This is a genomic window from Streptomyces sp. SP18CS02 (assembly GCF_036322365.1).
Lineage (GTDB): Bacteria > Actinomycetota > Actinomycetes > Streptomycetales > Streptomycetaceae > Streptomyces.
Map to the genome: position 1 here is coordinate 127,637 of NZ_JAQYXC010000276.1, position 16,811 is coordinate 144,447.

The 16,811-nt window shown below is 74.6% G+C and carries 16 protein-coding genes; 10 read left to right on the forward strand and 6 right to left on the reverse strand.

Translation table 11 applies throughout. The features are described 5' to 3' along the window. Positions 1-52: 52 nt before the first annotated feature. On the reverse strand, positions 53-664 hold the full coding sequence (locus PUR26_RS12920) for a LysE family transporter (protein ID WP_329872236.1): 612 nt from the start codon (positions 662-664) through the stop codon (positions 53-55). Continuing rightward, positions 661-1,482: an EI24 domain-containing protein gene (locus PUR26_RS12925; protein WP_329872238.1), complete on the reverse strand. Its 822-nt coding sequence runs from the start codon at positions 1,480-1,482 to the stop codon at positions 661-663. Before PUR26_RS12925 ends, PUR26_RS12920 begins: the two co-directional genes overlap by 4 nt. Before the next feature lie 284 nt (positions 1,483-1,766). Here PUR26_RS12925 and PUR26_RS12930 point away from each other — a divergent pair, with 284 nt between their 5' ends. Continuing rightward, positions 1,767-4,301, forward strand: a complete 2,535-nt coding sequence (locus PUR26_RS12930) for a M14 family zinc carboxypeptidase (protein WP_329872240.1) — start codon at positions 1,767-1,769, stop codon at positions 4,299-4,301. 258 nt (positions 4,302-4,559) lie between these two features. Here the strand turns inward: PUR26_RS12930 and PUR26_RS12935 are convergent, their stop codons facing one another. Both PUR26_RS12935 and PUR26_RS12940 read right to left on the reverse strand, forming a co-directional pair. After that, entirely contained in the window at positions 4,560-4,982 is a 423-nt protein-coding gene (locus tag PUR26_RS12935) for an organic hydroperoxide resistance protein (protein WP_329872241.1), read from the reverse strand. A 65-nt stretch (positions 4,983-5,047) separates the two neighbouring features. Beyond that, a complete protein-coding gene (locus PUR26_RS12940) occupies positions 5,048-6,067 on the reverse strand; it encodes an NADP-dependent oxidoreductase (RefSeq protein WP_329872242.1) in 1,020 nt (339 codons plus the stop codon). A 91-nt stretch (positions 6,068-6,158) separates the two neighbouring features. On the opposite strand from PUR26_RS12940, the gene PUR26_RS12945 reads away from it, so the two are divergent. Further along, positions 6,159-6,614 (forward strand): MarR family winged helix-turn-helix transcriptional regulator, encoded by a 456-nt coding sequence (locus PUR26_RS12945; RefSeq protein WP_329872243.1) that lies wholly within the window; start codon positions 6,159-6,161, stop codon positions 6,612-6,614. Between the two features lie 314 nt (positions 6,615-6,928). Here PUR26_RS12945 and PUR26_RS12950 read toward each other — a convergent pair whose 3' ends face one another. Then, the gene (locus tag PUR26_RS12950; RefSeq protein WP_329872244.1) at positions 6,929-7,711 is read right to left on the reverse strand and encodes an SCO2400 family protein; all 783 of its coding nucleotides are present in this window, start codon (positions 7,709-7,711) and stop codon (positions 6,929-6,931) included. A gap of 122 nt (positions 7,712-7,833) precedes the next feature. On the opposite strand from PUR26_RS12950, the gene PUR26_RS12955 reads away from it, so the two are divergent. The 7 genes from PUR26_RS12955 to PUR26_RS12985 all read left to right on the forward strand — a co-directional run bounded on the left by PUR26_RS12955 (position 7,834) and on the right by PUR26_RS12985 (position 15,726). Continuing rightward, complete coding sequence (locus tag PUR26_RS12955) at positions 7,834-8,436, forward strand: hypothetical protein (RefSeq protein WP_329872246.1); 603 nt, start codon at positions 7,834-7,836, stop codon at positions 8,434-8,436. A 161-nt stretch (positions 8,437-8,597) separates the two neighbouring features. Then, complete coding sequence (locus PUR26_RS12960) at positions 8,598-9,641, forward strand: rod shape-determining protein (RefSeq protein ID WP_329872248.1); 1,044 nt, start codon at positions 8,598-8,600, stop codon at positions 9,639-9,641. A 44-nt stretch (positions 9,642-9,685) separates the two neighbouring features. After that, the gene (locus PUR26_RS12965; RefSeq protein ID WP_329872249.1) at positions 9,686-11,242 is read left to right on the forward strand and encodes a sensor histidine kinase; all 1,557 of its coding nucleotides are present in this window, start codon (positions 9,686-9,688) and stop codon (positions 11,240-11,242) included. A 54-nt stretch (positions 11,243-11,296) separates the two neighbouring features. Continuing rightward, on the forward strand, positions 11,297-11,470 hold the full coding sequence (locus PUR26_RS12970) for a hypothetical protein (RefSeq protein ID WP_329872251.1): 174 nt from the start codon (positions 11,297-11,299) through the stop codon (positions 11,468-11,470). A gap of 120 nt (positions 11,471-11,590) precedes the next feature. Further along, on the forward strand, positions 11,591-12,766 hold the full coding sequence (locus PUR26_RS12975; RefSeq protein ID WP_329872253.1) for an MFS transporter: 1,176 nt from the start codon (positions 11,591-11,593) through the stop codon (positions 12,764-12,766). A 157-nt stretch (positions 12,767-12,923) separates the two neighbouring features. Beyond that, positions 12,924-14,375 carry an acyl-CoA synthetase gene (locus PUR26_RS12980; protein ID WP_329872254.1) on the forward strand — a complete coding sequence of 484 codons (1,452 nt, stop codon included), beginning with the start codon at positions 12,924-12,926 and terminating at the stop codon, positions 14,373-14,375. After that, positions 14,368-15,726, forward strand: a complete 1,359-nt coding sequence (locus tag PUR26_RS12985; protein ID WP_329872256.1) for a carboxyl transferase domain-containing protein — start codon at positions 14,368-14,370, stop codon at positions 15,724-15,726. Before PUR26_RS12980 ends, PUR26_RS12985 begins: the two co-directional genes overlap by 8 nt. On the opposite strand, the gene PUR26_RS12990 is transcribed toward PUR26_RS12985, so the two are convergent. Next, positions 15,723-16,226, reverse strand: coding sequence for a MarR family winged helix-turn-helix transcriptional regulator (locus PUR26_RS12990; RefSeq protein WP_329872258.1), 504 nt, complete (start codon positions 16,224-16,226; stop codon positions 15,723-15,725). The genes PUR26_RS12985 and PUR26_RS12990 overlap by 4 nt on opposite strands. Before the next feature lie 94 nt (positions 16,227-16,320). On the opposite strand from PUR26_RS12990, the gene PUR26_RS12995 reads away from it, so the two are divergent. Beyond that, positions 16,321-16,734: an organic hydroperoxide resistance protein gene (locus PUR26_RS12995; protein ID WP_329872259.1), complete on the forward strand. Its 414-nt coding sequence runs from the start codon at positions 16,321-16,323 to the stop codon at positions 16,732-16,734. Positions 16,735-16,811: the final 77 nt, after the last annotated feature.

The following is a 16,811-nucleotide window of genomic DNA, read 5'->3' on the forward strand; positions in this document are numbered from 1 at the left end:
GCGCGTCACGCCCCGGCACCGGTGACGGCGCCGGGGCGGCGCCTCCGGCGGGTCAGGGGCTCGTGACGCCCAGGGTCACGCCCAGGCCCACCAGCGTTCCGCCGATGACGCGGTTCAGCGCCTTCTGGGCGCGGAGCATCGCGGCGCGCAGCCGGGCGTGGGAGAAGAACAGCGCCACCAGGCCGAACCAGCCCAGATGGGCGAAGGACATGAACAGCCCGTAGCCCGCCTGCTGCCACAGCGCGGTGTCCGGGCCGACGACCTGGGTGAAGGTGGAGACGACGAACAGCGTGGTCTTCGGGTTGAGGACGTTGGTGAGGAACCCGCCGCGCAGCGCGCCCCAGCGGGACAGCTCCGGCCGGGAGTCCAGATCGACCGTGAGGTCCGCGCGGGCGAAGAACGTCCGCAGTCCGATGTAGACCAGGTACGCCGCGCCCACCAGCTTGATCGCGGTGAACAGGGCCGCGTTGGCCGCGATCAGCAGCCCCACGCCCAGCATCGTGTACGTGACGTGGACCAGGACGCCGGCCGCGACGCCCGCGGCGGCGGACAGGCCGGTCGCGCGGCCGTACAGGCAGCTGTTGCGCACGACCATGGCGAAGTCCGCGCCGGGGCTGATGACGGCCAGGACGGTGATGACGGCGACGGCGAGGATCTCGGTCATGCGGGGCGGTTCCCGCTCTTGTCCCAGGTGTACGGCGAGGGAGCGGGCGGTCCCTGCGGGGGCCCCTGCGGGGGTGTCGGCGGGGGTGCCACCAGGTCACGTGCCATCAGCGTGGCGCCCGCCACCGCGCCCGGCATCAGGAACACCGCCACGAACGGCACCAGGAAGGCCAGGGTCAGCGGGACGCCGAAGCCCAGCGTGAGCATGCGGCGGCCGCGCAGCAGCGCCAGGCGCTCCTTCAGCTCGACGCCGCGCCGCTGGAGCGCCACCGCCGTCAGCTCCTCGGCGAGGAAGAAGCCGGAGACGCAGAAGCCGATCACGGGGACCACCGTCTGGCCGATGACCGGGATGAAGCCGAGGGCGAAGAGGAGAACACCGTAGAGCGCCACCCGCAGCAGGACCCGCACGCTGTCACGGGCGGAGATCCACAGCTCGCGCCAGAGCGGCAGCCCGGACTCGGCCACCTCGCCGCCCTCGCTGCGGTCGACCTGCTCGGAGAGCGACTCGTAGAAGGGCTGCCCGACCAGCAGGGTGACCGCGGTGAAGGTGATCACCGCGAGGAAGAGCCCGAAGGCGAAGACCAGCGCGGTGAGGAAGCCGCGGAAGGCGCCCTGCCAGGGCGAGGTCCAGTCGTCCGCGAAGGGCGTCGCCCACGCCGTCAGGTCGTCGGCGCCGTACGCCAGGCCCACCAGCGCACCGGCGTACAGCACGAGGGTGACCAGGCCGGGCAGCAGCCCGAACCCGAACCACCGGCCGTGCCGGCCGACCCAACGCTGGCCCTTCATCAAGTAGCCGAAGCCCACCCCGAGATCACGCATGGGGTCACCCTATAGGGGTGGGGGGCCGTGCCCGGGTCGTGCCGGGAGTGCCGCCGTCAGGGCCGCCGTCAGGGCTCGGCGGGGTCCGGGAACGGGGTCGGGAACGGGGCGGCTCGGCGCCTGCCGTGGCCCGGGCGGCGGGCCGTCGCCCGCGGGGAACGCGGCGCCGGTCCGGGACGCCCCCCGGGCTCCCCGGGCACTGCGCCGGTCGGTGGCGCCCTTGTTGCGGGGGCTGTTGGGGCGGTAGACCCTGCGTACTGATCACCTACGGAGGTTGTGTACGCATGGCGATACCCCGAGCGCTGCCCGGACCGTTCCTGATCACCACCGCCGTCACCGGTGCCCTGCTGCTGGCGGGGCTGCCCGCGAGCGCCGCGCCGGGCCGGGACGAGCCCCGTCCGGTGCGCACCGGGGGCGAGGAGGCCGCGCGCGGGAACCTGCCCGCCGCGCGGACCGCGCCCGCCCCGGAGACCCGCCTCCCCACAGGCGCCGGCTACCCCCGCCGTACCGTGCTGGACGTCCCGCCCGAGAACCCCGCCGACAAGTCGATCAGGCTCGGCCTGACGCCGTACCACGCGCTGGCGCCCCGGCTGAACGCCCTCCAGACGCTGGGCCCCCGGGTGAGCGTGGAGGTCGCCGGGCGCTCCGCCGCCGGTCATGAGCTCTACCTCGTCACCGTCACGGCCCCCGAGACCGCCGGCCAGGCGCGCGAACAGGAGCGGATGCGCGAGCTCATCGAGAACGCGCCCGCCGCCGCGGCCAAGGACCGGCGCGTCAAGGCCGCGTACAAGACCCCGGTCTTCATCAACAACAACATCCACGGCAACGAGTGGGAGGGCACGGACGCCGCCCTCGAGCTCATCGAGGAGCTGGCGACCGCCCGGGACCGTACGACGGCCGACCTGCTGGCCGGGACGCGGATCCATCTGAACGTCACGGCCAATCCGGACGGGCGGATCGCCGGCACCCGTGCGAACGGCAACGGCTTCGACCTCAACCGGGACCTCATCACCGGATCGCAGCCGGAGTCGCGGGCCGTGCGGCGGATCGCCATCGACAAGCAGCCGGCCGTCATGCTGGACCTGCACGGGTACGTCAACGGCACGCTGATCGAGCCGACGACCCCGCCGCACGGCGAGAACTACGAGTACGACCTGTTCCTGAAGAACTCCTACGCCAACGCGCTGGGGATGGAGAAGCGGGTCAACGGCCTCGGCTACACGCCCGACGGGGACGGCGTGAAGCCCGCCGTCATACCCTTCCGCGACCAGAAGGAGGGCTGGGACGACTGGCCGCCCGTCTTCACCCCGCAGTACATGCCGTTCCAGGGGGCCGTGGCCGCCCACACCGTCGAGTTCCCGCTGGCCGTCAACAACGCGGCCTACGACTCGCTGCCCGTCGTCGAGCTGCGCCGCAGGGCCGCCGTCAACACGGCCGTCGCGGGGGCGGCGATGCGCGCCACCCTCGACCACACCCGCAGGCACCGGGCCTCGGTGATCGCCGACCAGATCGAGACGTTCCGCAGGGGCGCCGCCGGCGAGGCGCAGCGGCCGGTGTCGGAGAAGACCGTCCCGGGGGTGCCCGGCATAGGCCCGGAGGACGTGTACACCACGCGCTTCCCGCGCGCCTACGTCGTCCCGGCGGGCGCGGGGCAGCGGTCGGCGACGGCCGCGGGGCGGCTCGTGGACCATCTCCTCGCCAATGACGTGCGGGTCCGCAGGGCGAGCGCGCCCTTCCGGCTGGCGGGCCGGTCGTATCCGGCCGGTTCGTACGTCGTCGACATGCACCAGCCCAAGCGCGGCATGGCCAATGTGATCCTGTCGCGCGGCCGGGACATCAGCGCGGACGTGTCCACGATGTACGACATCTCGGGCTGGAGCCTGGGGCTGCTGTGGGGCGCGGACGTGGAGGAGGTGCCCGTCGGCGCGGTGCGGGTCCCCGGGACCGAGGTGCGGGCGGCGGCGCCGACCGGGTACGTCGCCCCGGGCGGGGACCTGAGGCTGCGGCTGGACGACCCGAAGGAGGTCGCGTCGCTCAACGCGCTGCTGGCGCGGAAGGTGGCGGTGACCCGGGCCGCCGACGGTTCGGCGATCGTGCCGGGCTCGGCACGCGGTGCGGCGGGCGTGCTCGCCGACCGGCTCGGGGTGCGGTTCGAGCCGGCCCGGAAGCGCGGGACCGTACCGCTGCGCCGGACCCGGGTGGCCGCCGCGACGACCGCCGGTGAGCGGTTCGCGCTGGCCGAGATGGGCTTCGAGGTGCTGCCGGTGTCGACGGCCGCGCTCAACGCGGGCTTCGACTGGTCGAAGGCGGACGTGCTGTACGTGTCGGCCGGGCTGGACCACGACGCGCTGACCCCGGCCGCGCGCGCCGCCTTCCACGCGAGCGGGGTCGGCGTGGTGGGCCTCGGCGCGGACGGCGCGGCGTTCAACACGGCGGCGAAGCTGCTCCCGGTGAAGGCCGTCGAGGGCAACGGTGACGCGAACGGCGTGGTGCGGGTGTCCAACGCGGGCGGCGCGGTGACGGGCGGTGCCCCGGCGCACAGCTTCGTCTACTCGCCGCTGTGGTTCACCGGGCTCGGCGAGGGGGTGCGCGCCGACCAGACGTACGGCACGGGCGACCCGCTCGTGGCGGGGCACTGGCGCCCGACCGGGAACGGCGGCGGTCCGAAGGACGCGGCGGGCAGGGCGTCCGTCGTCAGCGGCACGGCGGCCGGCTCCGGGACCCGGGTCGTGCTCTTCGGCACCGAGCCGCTGTTCCGGGCGCATCCGAAGGGGCTCTTCGCGCAGGTCGGGCGGGCGCTGCTGGCTTCGGCGGGCTGACCCCGGCGCGGCGCCGGACGGGCGGCGGGCTGAGCCGGCGCGGCGCCGGACGGGCCCGGCACGCCGCTGTCGATCGCCCTCGGCCGCGACGGCGGGCAGCCCGCCGGCCCGGAGGCGGTGCCGGACTCGCGGCGAGCACGCGTGCGGGGCGTCGCGGTCCGGGTGAGGGTTCCCGGACACGGCCGAGGGCCGCGCCCCGGTGGGGGTGCGGCCCTCGGTGTCCGGGCTGCGGCGTGGGCCGCCCGGTCGGACGTCCGGTCAGACGGCCAGGTCGACCGTGATGTTGCCGCGGGTCGCCTTGGAGTACGGGCAGACCTGGTGGGCCTTCTCGATGAGCTCCCTGGCGGTGGCGGCGTCCACGTTCGGGATGTTCGCGGAGATCTTGACGATGATGCCGAAGCCGTCGTCGTTCTTGCCGATGCCTACCTCGGCGGTGACCGTCGCGCCCGAGACGTCGGCGTTCTCCTGGCGTGCCACGACGCCGAGGGCGCCCTGGAAGCAGGCGCTGTACCCGGCGGCGAAGAGCTGCTCGGGGTTGGTGCCGGCGCCGGAGCCGCCCATCTCCTTGGGCGGGTTCACGACCACGTCGAGCTTGCCGTCGTCGGTGGCGACACGGCCGTCACGCCCGTTCTCGGCGGTGGCGACGGCGGTGTACAGGACGTCGGACTGCAGTATGGACATGTAAAGGCTTCCTCCTGTGATTCGCCGCGACTCGCGCCCACGATCGCGACGGACTGGAGCCGAGCCTAGCGCGTCAGCGAAACGATCATCTTTCCGGTGTTGTCACCGCGCAGCACACCGAGGAACGCCTCGACGCCGTTCTCCACGCCCTCGACGACCGTCTCGTTGTACTTGAGCTCGCCGGAGTTCAGCCAGCCGGCGACCTCGCGGACGAACCGGGGCTGGAGGTCGGCGTGGTCGCGGACCAGGATGCCCTGGAGGCGCAGGCGCTTGCCGATGAGCATCGCCATGTTCCGCGGGCCGGGGGTGGGCTCGGTGTCGTTGTAGCCGGCGATCATGCCGCAGATGGTGGCGCGGCCGTGCACGTTGAAGGAGGCGATCGCGGCTTCGAGGTGGTCGCCGCCGACGTTGTCGAAGTAGACGTCGATGCCGTCGGGGGCCGCCTCCGCCAGCTGCTCCTTGACCGGGCCGTTCTTGTAGTTGAACGCGGCGTCGAAGCCGTACTCCTCGACGAGGAGCTTGACCTTCTCGTCGGAGCCGGCCGAGCCGATGACGCGGGAGGCGCCCTTGAGCCGGGCCATCTGGCCGACCTGGCTGCCGACGGCGCCGGCCGCGCCGGAGACGAAGACGGCGTCGCCCTCCTTGAAGGAGGCGACCTCGAAGAGGCCGGCGTAGGCGGTGAGGCCCGTCATGCCGAGCACGCCGAGGTAGGCGGTCAGCGGGGCGAGGGAGGCGTCGACCTTGGTGGCCTGCCGGGCGTCCACATCGGCGTACTCGCGCCAGCCCAGACCGTGCAGGACGTGGTCGCCGACGGCGAAGCCCTCGGCGCCGGAGGCGATGACCTCGCCGACCGCGCCGCCGTCCATCGGGCGGTCCAGCTGGAACGGCGGGATGTAGGACTTCACGTCGTTCATCCGGCCGCGCATGTAGGGGTCGACCGAGAAATGCAGGTTGCGGACGAGGATCCGGCCCTCGCCCGGCTCGGTCACCGGCACCTCGCGCAGGGCGAAGTCCTCGGGCCGGGGCCAGCCGTGCGGGCGGGCGACGAGGTGCCATTCACGGCTGGACGCGGGAAGAGCGGGCATGGTGCTGTGCCTCCAAGAAAAGCTTCATGTACTGAAACAACCATGCTCCTCGATATTTCAGGTTGTCAAGTAAATGGGTATCCTGGCGTGTATGGCCAGCAGACACACAGATCCGCTCACCCTCGAAGTCGTGGAGCTCATCGGAACGGTCGTGGCCAGGTACCACGAGGAGTACGAGCAGGCCGCCGCGCGGCACTCGCTGACCGGCGCGCAGGCGCGGGTCCTCGGGCTGCTCGCACTGGAGCCGCTGCCCATGCGCGGCATCGCGCGCTCACTGCGCTGCGAGCCGTCGAACGTGACGGGCATAGTCGACCGGCTGGAGGCGCGGGGCCTGGTGGAACGCCGCCCGGACCCGGCCGACCGCCGGGTGAAGCTGGCCGCGGCGACGGAGGAGGGCCGCGGCACCGCACGCCGGCTGCGGGAGGGCCTGGAGTTCGCCCGCGAACCGCTGGCCGGCCTGTCGGACGAGGAGCGGGCGGCACTGCGGGACCTGCTGCGCCGGATGCTGGGCGACGGGGCGCGCCCGGGGCAGGGGCAGGGGCTTTAGTCGCTGAGGGCGCGGGGGTTCGAAGGGCGCGCCACGGGGGTCACCGGTTTGGGGGGCGGGGTCGCCGGGCGGCTCGCAGACCGCGGCGCCGGAGTCCGGGTGCCGGGCCTCACGCGCCGGCCGGGTGAGGGGCCGGCGGGGTCAGGTCCGGCGGGGCGGGAGCCGTTCCGCACGCGGCGGCGTGCCGCGATCCTCCCGCCGAGGACCGGCGCCGTCCCTCCGGATCGGGCGGCCGGGTCCGCGCGAGGCCCGGCCCCCCTGCTCCCAGGGGGTGTCTCGTCCGGATCTCGCCGGGCCGATCCGGACGGAAGGCCCTACACGCACCACCACAGGAACCAGTCGCAGGTCTCGCTCGGCGACGGGGCCGGGGGCTGGGTCTGGGCGGGGGGCGGGGGCTGGGGCGGCTGCGGGCCGGGATCGGTGGGCGCGGGGTCGTCCGTATCACCGGTGGGCCCGGGTTCGCCGGGGTTGTCCGGCGCGGGCTCGTCGGGCGCCGGCGCGGACGACGACGGGCCGGTGCCCGGCTGCCCCGGGGACGCGGAGGCGGAGGCACCCGGCGGGCCGGAGGCGGACGCCGGCCCCTCGGCCTCGCCCTCTCCCTCACCGCTGCCGTCGCCCTCGCCGGCGTCCGCCGACGGATCGGCCGACCCGGAGCCCCCCGAGGCGGACTCCTCGACCGGACCCGGACCGTCCGGCCGGACGGTGCCGCCCGACGGCTCGGGCGCCGAGTCCAGTTCGAGCGTCCCGTCCTGCCGTACGGCGGTGGCCGCGCCTTCTTCGCCTGGGTGCTCGATCGCCAGCTCGGCCAGGCTCAGCGCACCGGCCGCCAGGACCAGCCCGAACACCCCGATCAGCACCTTGCGGCCGGTGCGCTTGCGCGCCCGGCGGGCTCCGGACCTGCGGGCCCGGCCGCCCTGCTGCGCCCGCGCGCGGCGATGGCCCGTCGACGGGAGTTCCTCGTCCAGCTCCAGCTCGTAGACGTGGCCCGCCGCGGATGTCTGGGGGTCGTCGTGCCGGAGCTCCTCGATGGGAGTACCGCAGCCGGCACAGGCCAGGGCTCCATTGAGGTGCCGCTGACACTGGTGGCAGTAATCCATGGCGCCCGCAGGTTATGCGGGGGCGGCCCGGCGGAGGTAGGCGTCCCTGTGAGGGTTCTGTGTGGAAAGCACTTATGCCCGGCGCGCCCGCTCGGTTCATCCGTAACGGGCAGGATGTCCCCATGAACGCCGCCGCGCCCCCGTTCGGCCCGCTCGAGTTCCAGCTCGTCCTGCTGCGCAGGATGGCCGACCACCAGCCGGGCCTGGTCGAGGACGCCCGCCGGGTGCTGGGCGCCTCGGTCTCCGACATGCGGGAGGCGAACCGGCGCTGGCAGGCGATGGTCCGCTCGCCCCGGGGGCGCGGCACCCTCGCCCGCCTGCGCTCCGTGCTCGGCGAGCCCGAGTCCAGGACCCGCCGGACGATCGGTGACCTGGAGTGCGACGCGCTGCTGTGGCCGGTCCCCCTCTGGCCCGGCCTGCGCTTCGAGGCACTCGCCGGGCCGGGCGGCGCGGTGTGGAACGAGTGGCTGGTCAGAGCACCGGGGGCGGCCGGACCCGAGCTGCGCGCGGTGGCCGACCTGCGGCCCTGGAGCTGCACCGTCGACGAGGTGGCCCGGGCGTTCCCGGCCCGTCCGCTGGAGGGCGGCGCGCCGGCGCGGTGGGCGCTCGCCCTCTCCCCCCGGGACGAGGAGCCGTGTGTCGCGGAGTTCACCTGGGGGCTGCTCCAGCGACTCGTACCGGCCCCGCGCGCTTCGCCGGACAACCCGTACGGACGCTCCCGCTGAGCCTCCCGTACGGATCGTGCCGGCCCGGTCCGGAGGGAAGGCGCTAGGCCGTTCTGGCGGTCCGTCAGTTCCGTACCCCCCGACCGGCGCATCCCAGCGCGCGCACCCCGCCGGTCGACCGCACGATGCGAGGACGTACCCGCCTCGGGAGGATCCGCACCGTGACCGTCAGTCTTGATCAGTTGCGCCGCTGCCATGTCGCCGTCGATCTGGGGGCCGCCAGGACCCGGGTCTTCGTCAAGGGAGTCGGGCTCGTCGTCGACGAACCCAGCGTCGCCGCCGTCAACATCCGCACCGGGGCGCTCATCGCCGTGGGCGAGTTCGCGGAGAAGATGACCGGCCGCACACCCGACTACATCCGTGTCGTACGCCCCGTGTCCGGCGGCACCGTCGTCGACATCGAGATGGCCCAGCGGATGCTGCGTCATCTGCTGGGCGAGAAGCTCCGCCGCCAGCTGCGCCGCAAGCCGCTGCTGCGCGCCGCCGCCTGCACCCCGCACGGCAGCGACCCGCTGGCCCAGCGCGCCACCATCGAGACGATGATCGGGCTCGGCGCCCGCCGCGTCGAACTGGTCGACACGCTCATCGCGGCGGCCGTGGGCTGCGGCCTTCCCGTCGAGCAGCCCACCGCCACCATGATCATGGTGTGCGGGGCGGCGACGACCCAGGTGGCGGTGCTCTCGCTGGGCGCGATCGTCACCGCCGAGCGCATCCCGGTCGGCGGCAACGCCATCGACCACGCCGTCATCCAGTACCTGCGCCACCAGCACGAACTGATGCTGCCCAGCCAGTCCGTACGCCCCCTCCAGCTCGCCCTGCACGGCAACGGCCTCACCTCGCAGGGGCCGGCCTCCACCGAGATCCACGGCCGGGACGTCGCGACGGGCCTCGCCCGGTCGGTGCAGGTCGACACCGCCGCCGTGCGCCAGGCGATCCACACCCCGCTGACCGCCGTCCTCGACGGCATCGGCAAGGTGCTGCGCGACTGCCCGCCCGACCTGGTCGCCGACCTGGTCGACCGGGGCATCATGATGGTCGGCGGCAGCGCGCTGCTGCCCGGCTTCGACCAGATGCTGCGCGACGCGACCGGCATGCCGGTGCACATCGCGGAGCGGCCCGACATCTGTGCCGTCCTCGGGCTGGGGACGATGCTGGAGGGCCGCATCCAGCCCCTGGTGCTGAATCCGCTCGCCGAGGCGGAGTGAGCGGCCCCGCACGGGATGTCCCCGACGCACGGCGATGACCGCTGATGGACCGGGAACAGCCGGCCGGCCGGCTGCCGATGCTGCTGGAAGCGGTGCTGAACGTCGGTACCGACCTCGAACCGCGCGCCACGCTCCAGCACCTCGTGGAGTCGGCCACCGAGCTCACGGGTGCGCGGTTCGGGGCGCTCGGCGTCGTCGACCCCGACCGGGACCGGGTGACCGAGCTGTTCACGGCGGGGCTGACGGACGCCGAGCGGCGGCGCATCGGGCGGCTGCCCGACGGGCACACCGGGCTGGTCGGCGTGCTGGTCCAGGAGGCGCGGGCGCTGCGGCTGGACGACCTGACCGCCGATCCCCGCTCCTGCGGGGTGCCCGAGGGCCACCCGGTGATGCGCTCCCTGCTCGGCGTCCCCGTGCGGGTGGACGCCGAGGTCTTCGGCAGCCTGTTCCTCACCGAGAAGCGGGACGGGAGCTTCACCGAGGACGACCTCGCGCTGCTGCGGGTCCTGGCCTCGCAGGCGGGTATCGCGATCGGCAACGCCCGGCTCTACGAGACGGCCCGGCAGCGCGAGCGCTGGATCGAGGGCGCTGCGGCGGTGACGACGGCGCTGCTCACCGGGGAGACGGCGGCCGACGCGCTGGAGACCGTGGCCGAGCGGGCCCGGCTGCTGGCCGGCGCCTCGGCGGGCGTGGTGCTCCAGCCGACCGCCGAGGGCGGCATGGAGATCGTCGCCGCCTCCGCCCCGCACGACCCGGGCGACCTGATCGGTACGACCATCGCCCCCGGCTCGCCCGTCCTGGTGCAACTCCTCGGCGGGGAGCCGGTGTTCATCGAGGACTCCGCGACCGATCCACGGATGACGACGCCCGTCCGGAGCCGGTTCGGGCCGTCGATGATGCTGCCGTTGCAGAGCGGGGGGAAACTGATCGGCACCCTCGCCCTGCCCCGGCGGCGCGGCGGGCGTCCGTACACGGCCGTGGACCGCCTGCTGGCCTCCCAGTTCGCCTCGCAGGCCGCGCTGGCCCTGGTCCTGGCGGACGCCCAGCACGACCGGGAGCGGCTGGCGGTGCTGGAGGACCGCGACCGGATCGCCCGTGACCTGCACGACCTGGTGGTCCAGCGGCTGTTCGCCACCGGGATGATGCTGGAGTCCACCCGCCGCCGGGCGGGCGGGCCGTCGGAGGAGACCGCTCTGCTGGACCGGGCGACGGACGAGCTGGACTCGACGATCCAGGAGGTCCGCACGGCGATCTTCGCCCTCCAGCAGCCGCCCGCCGAGGCTCCCGCGTCGTTGCGCGGCCGGGTGCTGCGCGAGACGGGCGGCGCGGCGGTGCCGCTCGGCCTCCGGCCGTCGGTGCACTTCACCGGCGCGGTGGACGCGCTGGTCGGCGCCCCGGTGGACGGGCGGCTGCTGTCGGCCCTGCGGGGCGCCCTGGCCGCGGCCCACCGCCGCCCGGACCTGTCCGCGGTCACCGTCGGGGTGGACGCGACGGTGACCCTCGCGGACGGCCGCCCCGGGGTCCGGCTGACCGTCACGGACGACGGCCTGCGCGACGACGGCGCCCGGGGTACGACCCTGACGTGGGAGTCGCCGCGCTGAGCGGGCCGGGCCGGGGCCGCGCCGCCCTCGACGGCGGCGCCGCGGGCGGTGTTCGTGGACGGGGTGCTCGTGGGCGCGGTGCTCGTGGGCGGGGTGTGCGTCGCCTCGCTCGGCCGGCAGCAGCTGGTGGCGGCGGCGGCGAGGGGCTTCGCCGGGGCGCGCCTCTCCACCACCGTACGGGCCCCGACGTACCGCGCGGCCGCGGGCTGGTGGCCCTGTACGCCGTGAAGGTCGCGCCGCCCCTGCCGTTTCCGTGACGGCGGCCGACGCGCTCGCGGCCCGCCGCGGGTAAGCCGTCCGGCGTACTCCGGCGCGCCCGCGCGGCGGGTGGGCGCCTTGACTGGGGGCGTGGAGACGCCTGCCGCCGCTTACCGCAACCTGGTCATCGCCACGATCGGCTTCACGCTCACCTTCTGGGCCTGGAACCTCGTGTCGCCGCTCGGCAGCTACTACCGGGACCGCCTCGACCTGAGCTCGTTCCAGCAGTCGCTGCTGGTCGCCGTGCCCGTGCTCGTGGGTTCGCTGGGCCGCGTCCCCGTCGGCGCGCTCACCGACCGGTACGGCGCCCGGCTGATGTTCCCCGTGGTGTCGGCGCTCACCGTGGTGCCCGTACTGCTGCTGACCGTGGCCAAGGACTCGTACGGCGCGATGCTCGCGGTCGGCTTCCTCCTCGGCCTCGGCGGCACCACGTTCGCCATCGGCATCCCGCTGGTCAACTCGTGGTTCCCGGCCACGAAGCGGGGCCTGGCGCTCGGCGTGTTCGGGATGGGCATGGGCGGTGTCGCGCTGTCGGGCTACTTCACGCCCCGTATCGCCCGGCATGGGGAGAACCTGCCGTTCGTCGTGGTCGCGATCGCGCTGGCCGCGTACGCCGTGCTGGCCGCGCTGCTGATCAGGGACCGGCCCGGCCGGTCCGTGCCGTCCGCGTCGCCGGCCTCGCGGCTGGGGCAGGCCGCCCGGCTGCGGGTGACATGGGAACTGTCGGCGCTGTACGCGATCGGGTTCGGCGGGATCGTCGCGTTCGGGGTGTACCTCCCCACGTACCTGAAGACCTGGTACGACCTGTCACCGACCGACGCGGGCACCAAGGCGGCCGGGTTCGCCCTCGTGACCGTCGTCTTCCGGCCGATCGGCGGCTGGCTGTCGGACCGGGCCCATCCTGCGCTGGTGACGGCCGCGGCGCTGGGCGTGGTGGCCCTGCTGGCGATCGTCCAGGCGTTCGATCCGGGGCTGGACCCGGTCGGCACGATCGCCCTGCTGGCGACGGCGGCCGGGCTCGGGACCGCCAGCGGCAGCGTCTTCGCCCTGGTCTCCCAGGTCACGCCGCAGCCGCAGGTGGGCAGCGTGACCGGCATCGTCGGCGCCATGGGCGGACTCGGCGGCTTCGTGCCGCCCCTGGTGATGGGCGCGATCTACAGCGCGAAGGACTCGTACTCGATCGCCTTCATGCTGCTGTCCGACCTCGCGCTGGCCGGGTGCGTGTACGCGTACGGGCGGATGCGCACCCTCCGGCCCGGTTCCTGACCCTCCCGGCGGCCGGGCGGGCGGTGCGCCCCCGGCCGCGCGCGGAAGCCGCCTCGTCCCGTCCGCCGGGCGACGGGGACAATGGTGGGGCCCGTGACCGCGGCTGAACAGTCCGCGCAGCGCTCATCACTGCGCGGCGATGCGAGGAGGACGACGAGTGGGTTCCCTCTTTCCGGCGCTGGTCGCCGGATCGGACCGCCCCGCGCTGCGCTTCGGCGAGCGCACCCTGACGTACGGCGAACTGCGCTCCGTGGCGGGGGCGTTGGGCGAACGGCTCGACGGCGCGGCCCGGGTCGCCGTGTGGGCCACGCCGACCCTGGAGACCGCCGTCGGCGTGGTCGCCGCACTGCTCGCCGGGGTCCCGGCCGTACCGCTCAACCCGAAGACCGGGGAGCGCGAGCTCACGCACATCGTGACCGACAGCTCCCCGGCCCTGGTGCTCGCCGCCCCCGACGACGAACTGCCCGCCGCGCTGGCCGCGCTGCCCCGCGTCGACATCCCGGTCCGCTCCCCCGAGGACCCCGGCGCGCGGGAGGCGCCGCGCCCGGAACCGGACCCGGCCGCGCCGGCCTTCGTCGTCTACACCTCGGGAACCACCGGCCCGCCCAAGGGCGCCGTGCTCCCGCGCCGGGCCGTCGCCACGACACTGGACGCGCTGGAGGACGCCTGGGCCTGGACGGCGGAGGACGTGCTGGTGCACGGCCTGCCGCTGTTCCACGTCCACGGGCTGATCCTCGGCGTCCTGGGCCCCCTGCGCCGGGGCGGGTCGGTGCGCCACCTGGGCCGGTTCACCGTCGAGGGTGTCGCCCGGGAGCTCGCGAGCGGCGGAACCATGCTCTTCGGCGTACCGACGATGTACCACCGGCTGGCGGAGGCCCTGGAGGGTGACCGGGAGCTGGCGAAGGCGCTGTCGGGCGCGCGGCTGCTGGTGTCCGGGTCGGCGGCGCTGCCGGTCCACGACCACGAGCGGATCACGGCGGCGACCGGCCGCCGGGTGATCGAGCGGTACGGGATGACCGAGACGCTGATGAACACCAGCGTCCGGGCGGACGCCGAGCCGCGCCCCGGCTCGGTCGGCGTGCCGCTGCGGGGCGTGGAGCTGCGGCTGGTCGAGGAGGACGGTTCGCCGATCGCGGCGTACGACGGGGAGACGGTCGGCGAGATCCAGGTGCGCGGCCCGAACCTGTTCACCGCGTACCTGAACCGCCCGGACGCCACCGCCGCCGCGTTCGACGGGGACTGGTTCCGCACCGGCGACATGGCGGTGCGCGACGCGGACGGTTCGGTGCGGATCGTGGGCCGCAAGGCGACGGACCTGATCAAGAGCGGCGGTTACAAGATCGGCGCCGGGGAGATCGAGAACGCGCTGCTGGAGCATCCGGACGTCCGGGAGGCGGCGGTGACCGGGGAGCCCGACCCCGACCTGGGGGAGCGGATCGTGGCCTGGGTGGTGCCGGCCGACCGCCTGCGGCCGCCGGGCGAGAAGGAGTTGGCCGACCATGTGGCGGCGCTGCTCGCCCCGCACAAACGGCCTCGTACGGTCCGCTACCTCGACGAGCTGCCCCGCAACGACATGGGCAAGATCATGAAGCGGTCCCTGCATGCCTGAGAGCGGCCGCCCGGGCGCCCGGGAGATGATCGCGCTGGTCACCGACGACTTCGTGGCGCACGAGCCGCCGGCCCGCTCCGGCGCGCCCGACGGGCCGCTGGGGTGGGAGGGGTACGGGGCCTCGCGCGCCCGTGCGGCGGCCCGTACCGGTGAGGACGAGTCGGTGGTGTACGGCGTCGGCTCGCTGACGGGCCGGCCGTGCGTGGTGCTCGCCTTCGAGTTCGGCTTCCTGGGCGGGTCGCTGGGCGAGCGCACGGGCGACCGGCTGGAGGCCGCCTACCGGCTGGCGCGCGAGCGCCGCACCCCCCTGGTCTCGCTGATCGCGACGGGCGGCAGCCGGATGCAGGAGGGCATGGTGGCCCTGACCCAGCTCCAGCGGGTGGCCCGGGAGTCGGTGCTCCTGCGGGAGGCGGGCGTGGCGCACATCGCCGTGCTTCGTGACCCGACCACCGGCGGCGGCTGGGCGACCCTCGGCGCGGGCGCCGACGTGATCCTGGCGCTCCCCGGGGCGCAGGTGGGCTTCGCCGGCTCGCGGGTACGGCCGCCGGACGCGGACCCGGCCGCGTACACCGCCGAGAGCCAGCTGGCGACCGGCCATGTCGACGCGGTCGTCCGCCCCGGCGAGCTGAAGGCGGCACTGACCTACTGGGTGGGCGTGCTGGGCGCCCCCGGACCGCCGGAGCGCGTGCCGCCGCCGCACGCGCTGTCCTCCGGGCCGCTGCCGGAGAGCGGCTGGGAGGCGGTGCGCCGGGCGCGGGACCCGGGGCGGGCGCGCGCCGAGGCGTACCTGGACGCGTACTTCGCCGACCGGATGCCGCTCGGCGGTGACCGCTGCGGCGGTACGGACGCCGGTCTGCTGTGCGGCGTGGGGACGCGCGGGGGGCGGGCGGTCGCGTACGTCGCCCAGTGCGGGACCGCGACGCGGCCCGCCGGCTACCGCACGGCCGCCCGGGTGATCCGGCTCGCGGACCGGCTCGGCCTCCCCGTGCTGACGCTGGTGGACACCCCGGGCGCGGCCAATGACGCCGAGGCCGAGCGGGCGGGCGCCGGAGCGGCCATCGCCGAGGCGTTCGCCGCGGTGGCGGGCGCGCGGGTGCCGGTGACGACGCTGCTGATCGGCGAGGGCGGCTCGGGCGGTGCGCTGGCGCTGGCCGCGCCGGGCAACACCTGGGCGACGCCGGACAGCTACTTCTCGGTGATCGCCCCGGAGCTGGCGGCGGCCATCCTGAAGCGCGCGCCCGACCAGGCCCCGCACACGGCGGAGCAGTTGCGGCTGCGGCCGCAGGACCTGGTCGGGCTGGGAGTCGTCCGGGGGATCGTGCGGGCGTCGCCCGACGATCAGGACACCTAGGCGCTCCCGTCGCCGGGCTCGACGGCGCAGTCCGGCGTGCCGGGGTCGGCCAGGTCGAGGGCGGCGGTCAGGGCGTCGAGCCGGGTGCGCAGTTCCCGGACCTCGTCCAGCGAGAGCCCGGTGGCGGTGGCGATGCGCCGGGGCACGGCGCGCGCCCGCTCCCGCAGGTCGCGACCGGCGGGGGTGGGCCGGACGGTGACGGACCGCTCGTCGTCCTGGCTGCGCCGCCGCTCCACGTATCCGGCCGCCTCCAGCCGCTTGAGCAGGGGAGACAGCGTGCCGGAGTCGAGCCGCAGATGCTCACCGATGCGCTTGACGGGCAGCTCGCCCCGCTCCCACAGCACCAGCATCACCAGGTACTGCGGGTAGGTGAGGCCCAGGTCCTTCAGCGCGGTGCGGTAGACGCCGTTGAAGGCGCGGGTGGCCGCGTGCAGCGAGAAGCAGATCTGGTTGTCGAGGCGGAGGAAGTCCTCGTCCCGCATGGTGTCGAGCGTGTCCATGCGTCCAGGTTACCGCGAGCACCATTCAGTTGCGCACAACTCAATTGTGCGTTACTAATAAGTCATCACACCGCACCGAGAGGACAGGAACCCCATGGACGCCCTGTACACCGCCGTCGCCACCGCCAACGGCCGCGAAGGCCGCGCCGTCAGCTCCGACGGCCAGATCGACCTTCCGCTCGGCTTCCCGAAGGCCATGGGCGGAAACGGCCAGGGGACCAACCCCGAGCAGCTCTTCGCCGCCGGCTACGCCGCCTGTTTCGCCAGCGCGATGGGCGCCATCGGCCGCCAGGAGAAGATCGACGTCAAGGACGCGTCGGTCACCGCCGAGGTGAGCATCGGCAAGGACACCGACGGCGGCTTCGGCCTCGCGGTCGTGATGCGCGTCGAGCTGCCGGACCACCTCCAGGGCGAGGCGGGCCGCGACCTGCTGGAGAAGACCCACGCGTACTGCCCCTACTCGAAGGCGACCCGCGGCAACATCGCGGTGGAACTCGTCATCGAGTAGTCGGCACCGGCGGACCGGGGGACGCCCCCCGCGAACACCGACGGATGACTGACCGGGGGACGCCCCCCGCGAACACC

What these genes read in the sequence shown, in the direction of transcription:
- PUR26_RS12920 (WP_329872236.1), bottom strand. Translation starts at nt 664, where the DNA reads ATGACCGAGATCCTCGCCGTCGCCGTCATCACCGTCCTGGCCGTCATC.
- PUR26_RS12925 (WP_329872238.1), bottom strand. Translation starts at nt 1,482, where the DNA reads ATGCGTGATCTCGGGGTGGGCTTCGGCTACTTGATGAAGGGCCAGCGT.
- PUR26_RS12930 (WP_329872240.1), top strand. Translation starts at nt 1,767, where the DNA reads ATGGCGATACCCCGAGCGCTGCCCGGACCGTTCCTGATCACCACCGCC.
- PUR26_RS12935 (WP_329872241.1), bottom strand. Translation starts at nt 4,982, where the DNA reads ATGTCCATACTGCAGTCCGACGTCCTGTACACCGCCGTCGCCACCGCC.
- PUR26_RS12940 (WP_329872242.1), bottom strand. Translation starts at nt 6,067, where the DNA reads ATGCCCGCTCTTCCCGCGTCCAGCCGTGAATGGCACCTCGTCGCCCGC.
- PUR26_RS12945 (WP_329872243.1), top strand. Translation starts at nt 6,159, where the DNA reads ATGGCCAGCAGACACACAGATCCGCTCACCCTCGAAGTCGTGGAGCTC.
- PUR26_RS12950 (WP_329872244.1), bottom strand. Translation starts at nt 7,711, where the DNA reads ATGGATTACTGCCACCAGTGTCAGCGGCACCTCAATGGAGCCCTGGCC.
- PUR26_RS12955 (WP_329872246.1), top strand. Translation starts at nt 7,834, where the DNA reads ATGAACGCCGCCGCGCCCCCGTTCGGCCCGCTCGAGTTCCAGCTCGTC.
- PUR26_RS12965 (WP_329872249.1), top strand. Translation starts at nt 9,686, where the DNA reads ATGGACCGGGAACAGCCGGCCGGCCGGCTGCCGATGCTGCTGGAAGCG.
- PUR26_RS12985 (WP_329872256.1), top strand. Translation starts at nt 14,368, where the DNA reads ATGCCTGAGAGCGGCCGCCCGGGCGCCCGGGAGATGATCGCGCTGGTC.
- PUR26_RS12990 (WP_329872258.1), bottom strand. Translation starts at nt 16,226, where the DNA reads ATGGACACGCTCGACACCATGCGGGACGAGGACTTCCTCCGCCTCGAC.
- PUR26_RS12995 (WP_329872259.1), top strand. Translation starts at nt 16,321, where the DNA reads ATGGACGCCCTGTACACCGCCGTCGCCACCGCCAACGGCCGCGAAGGC.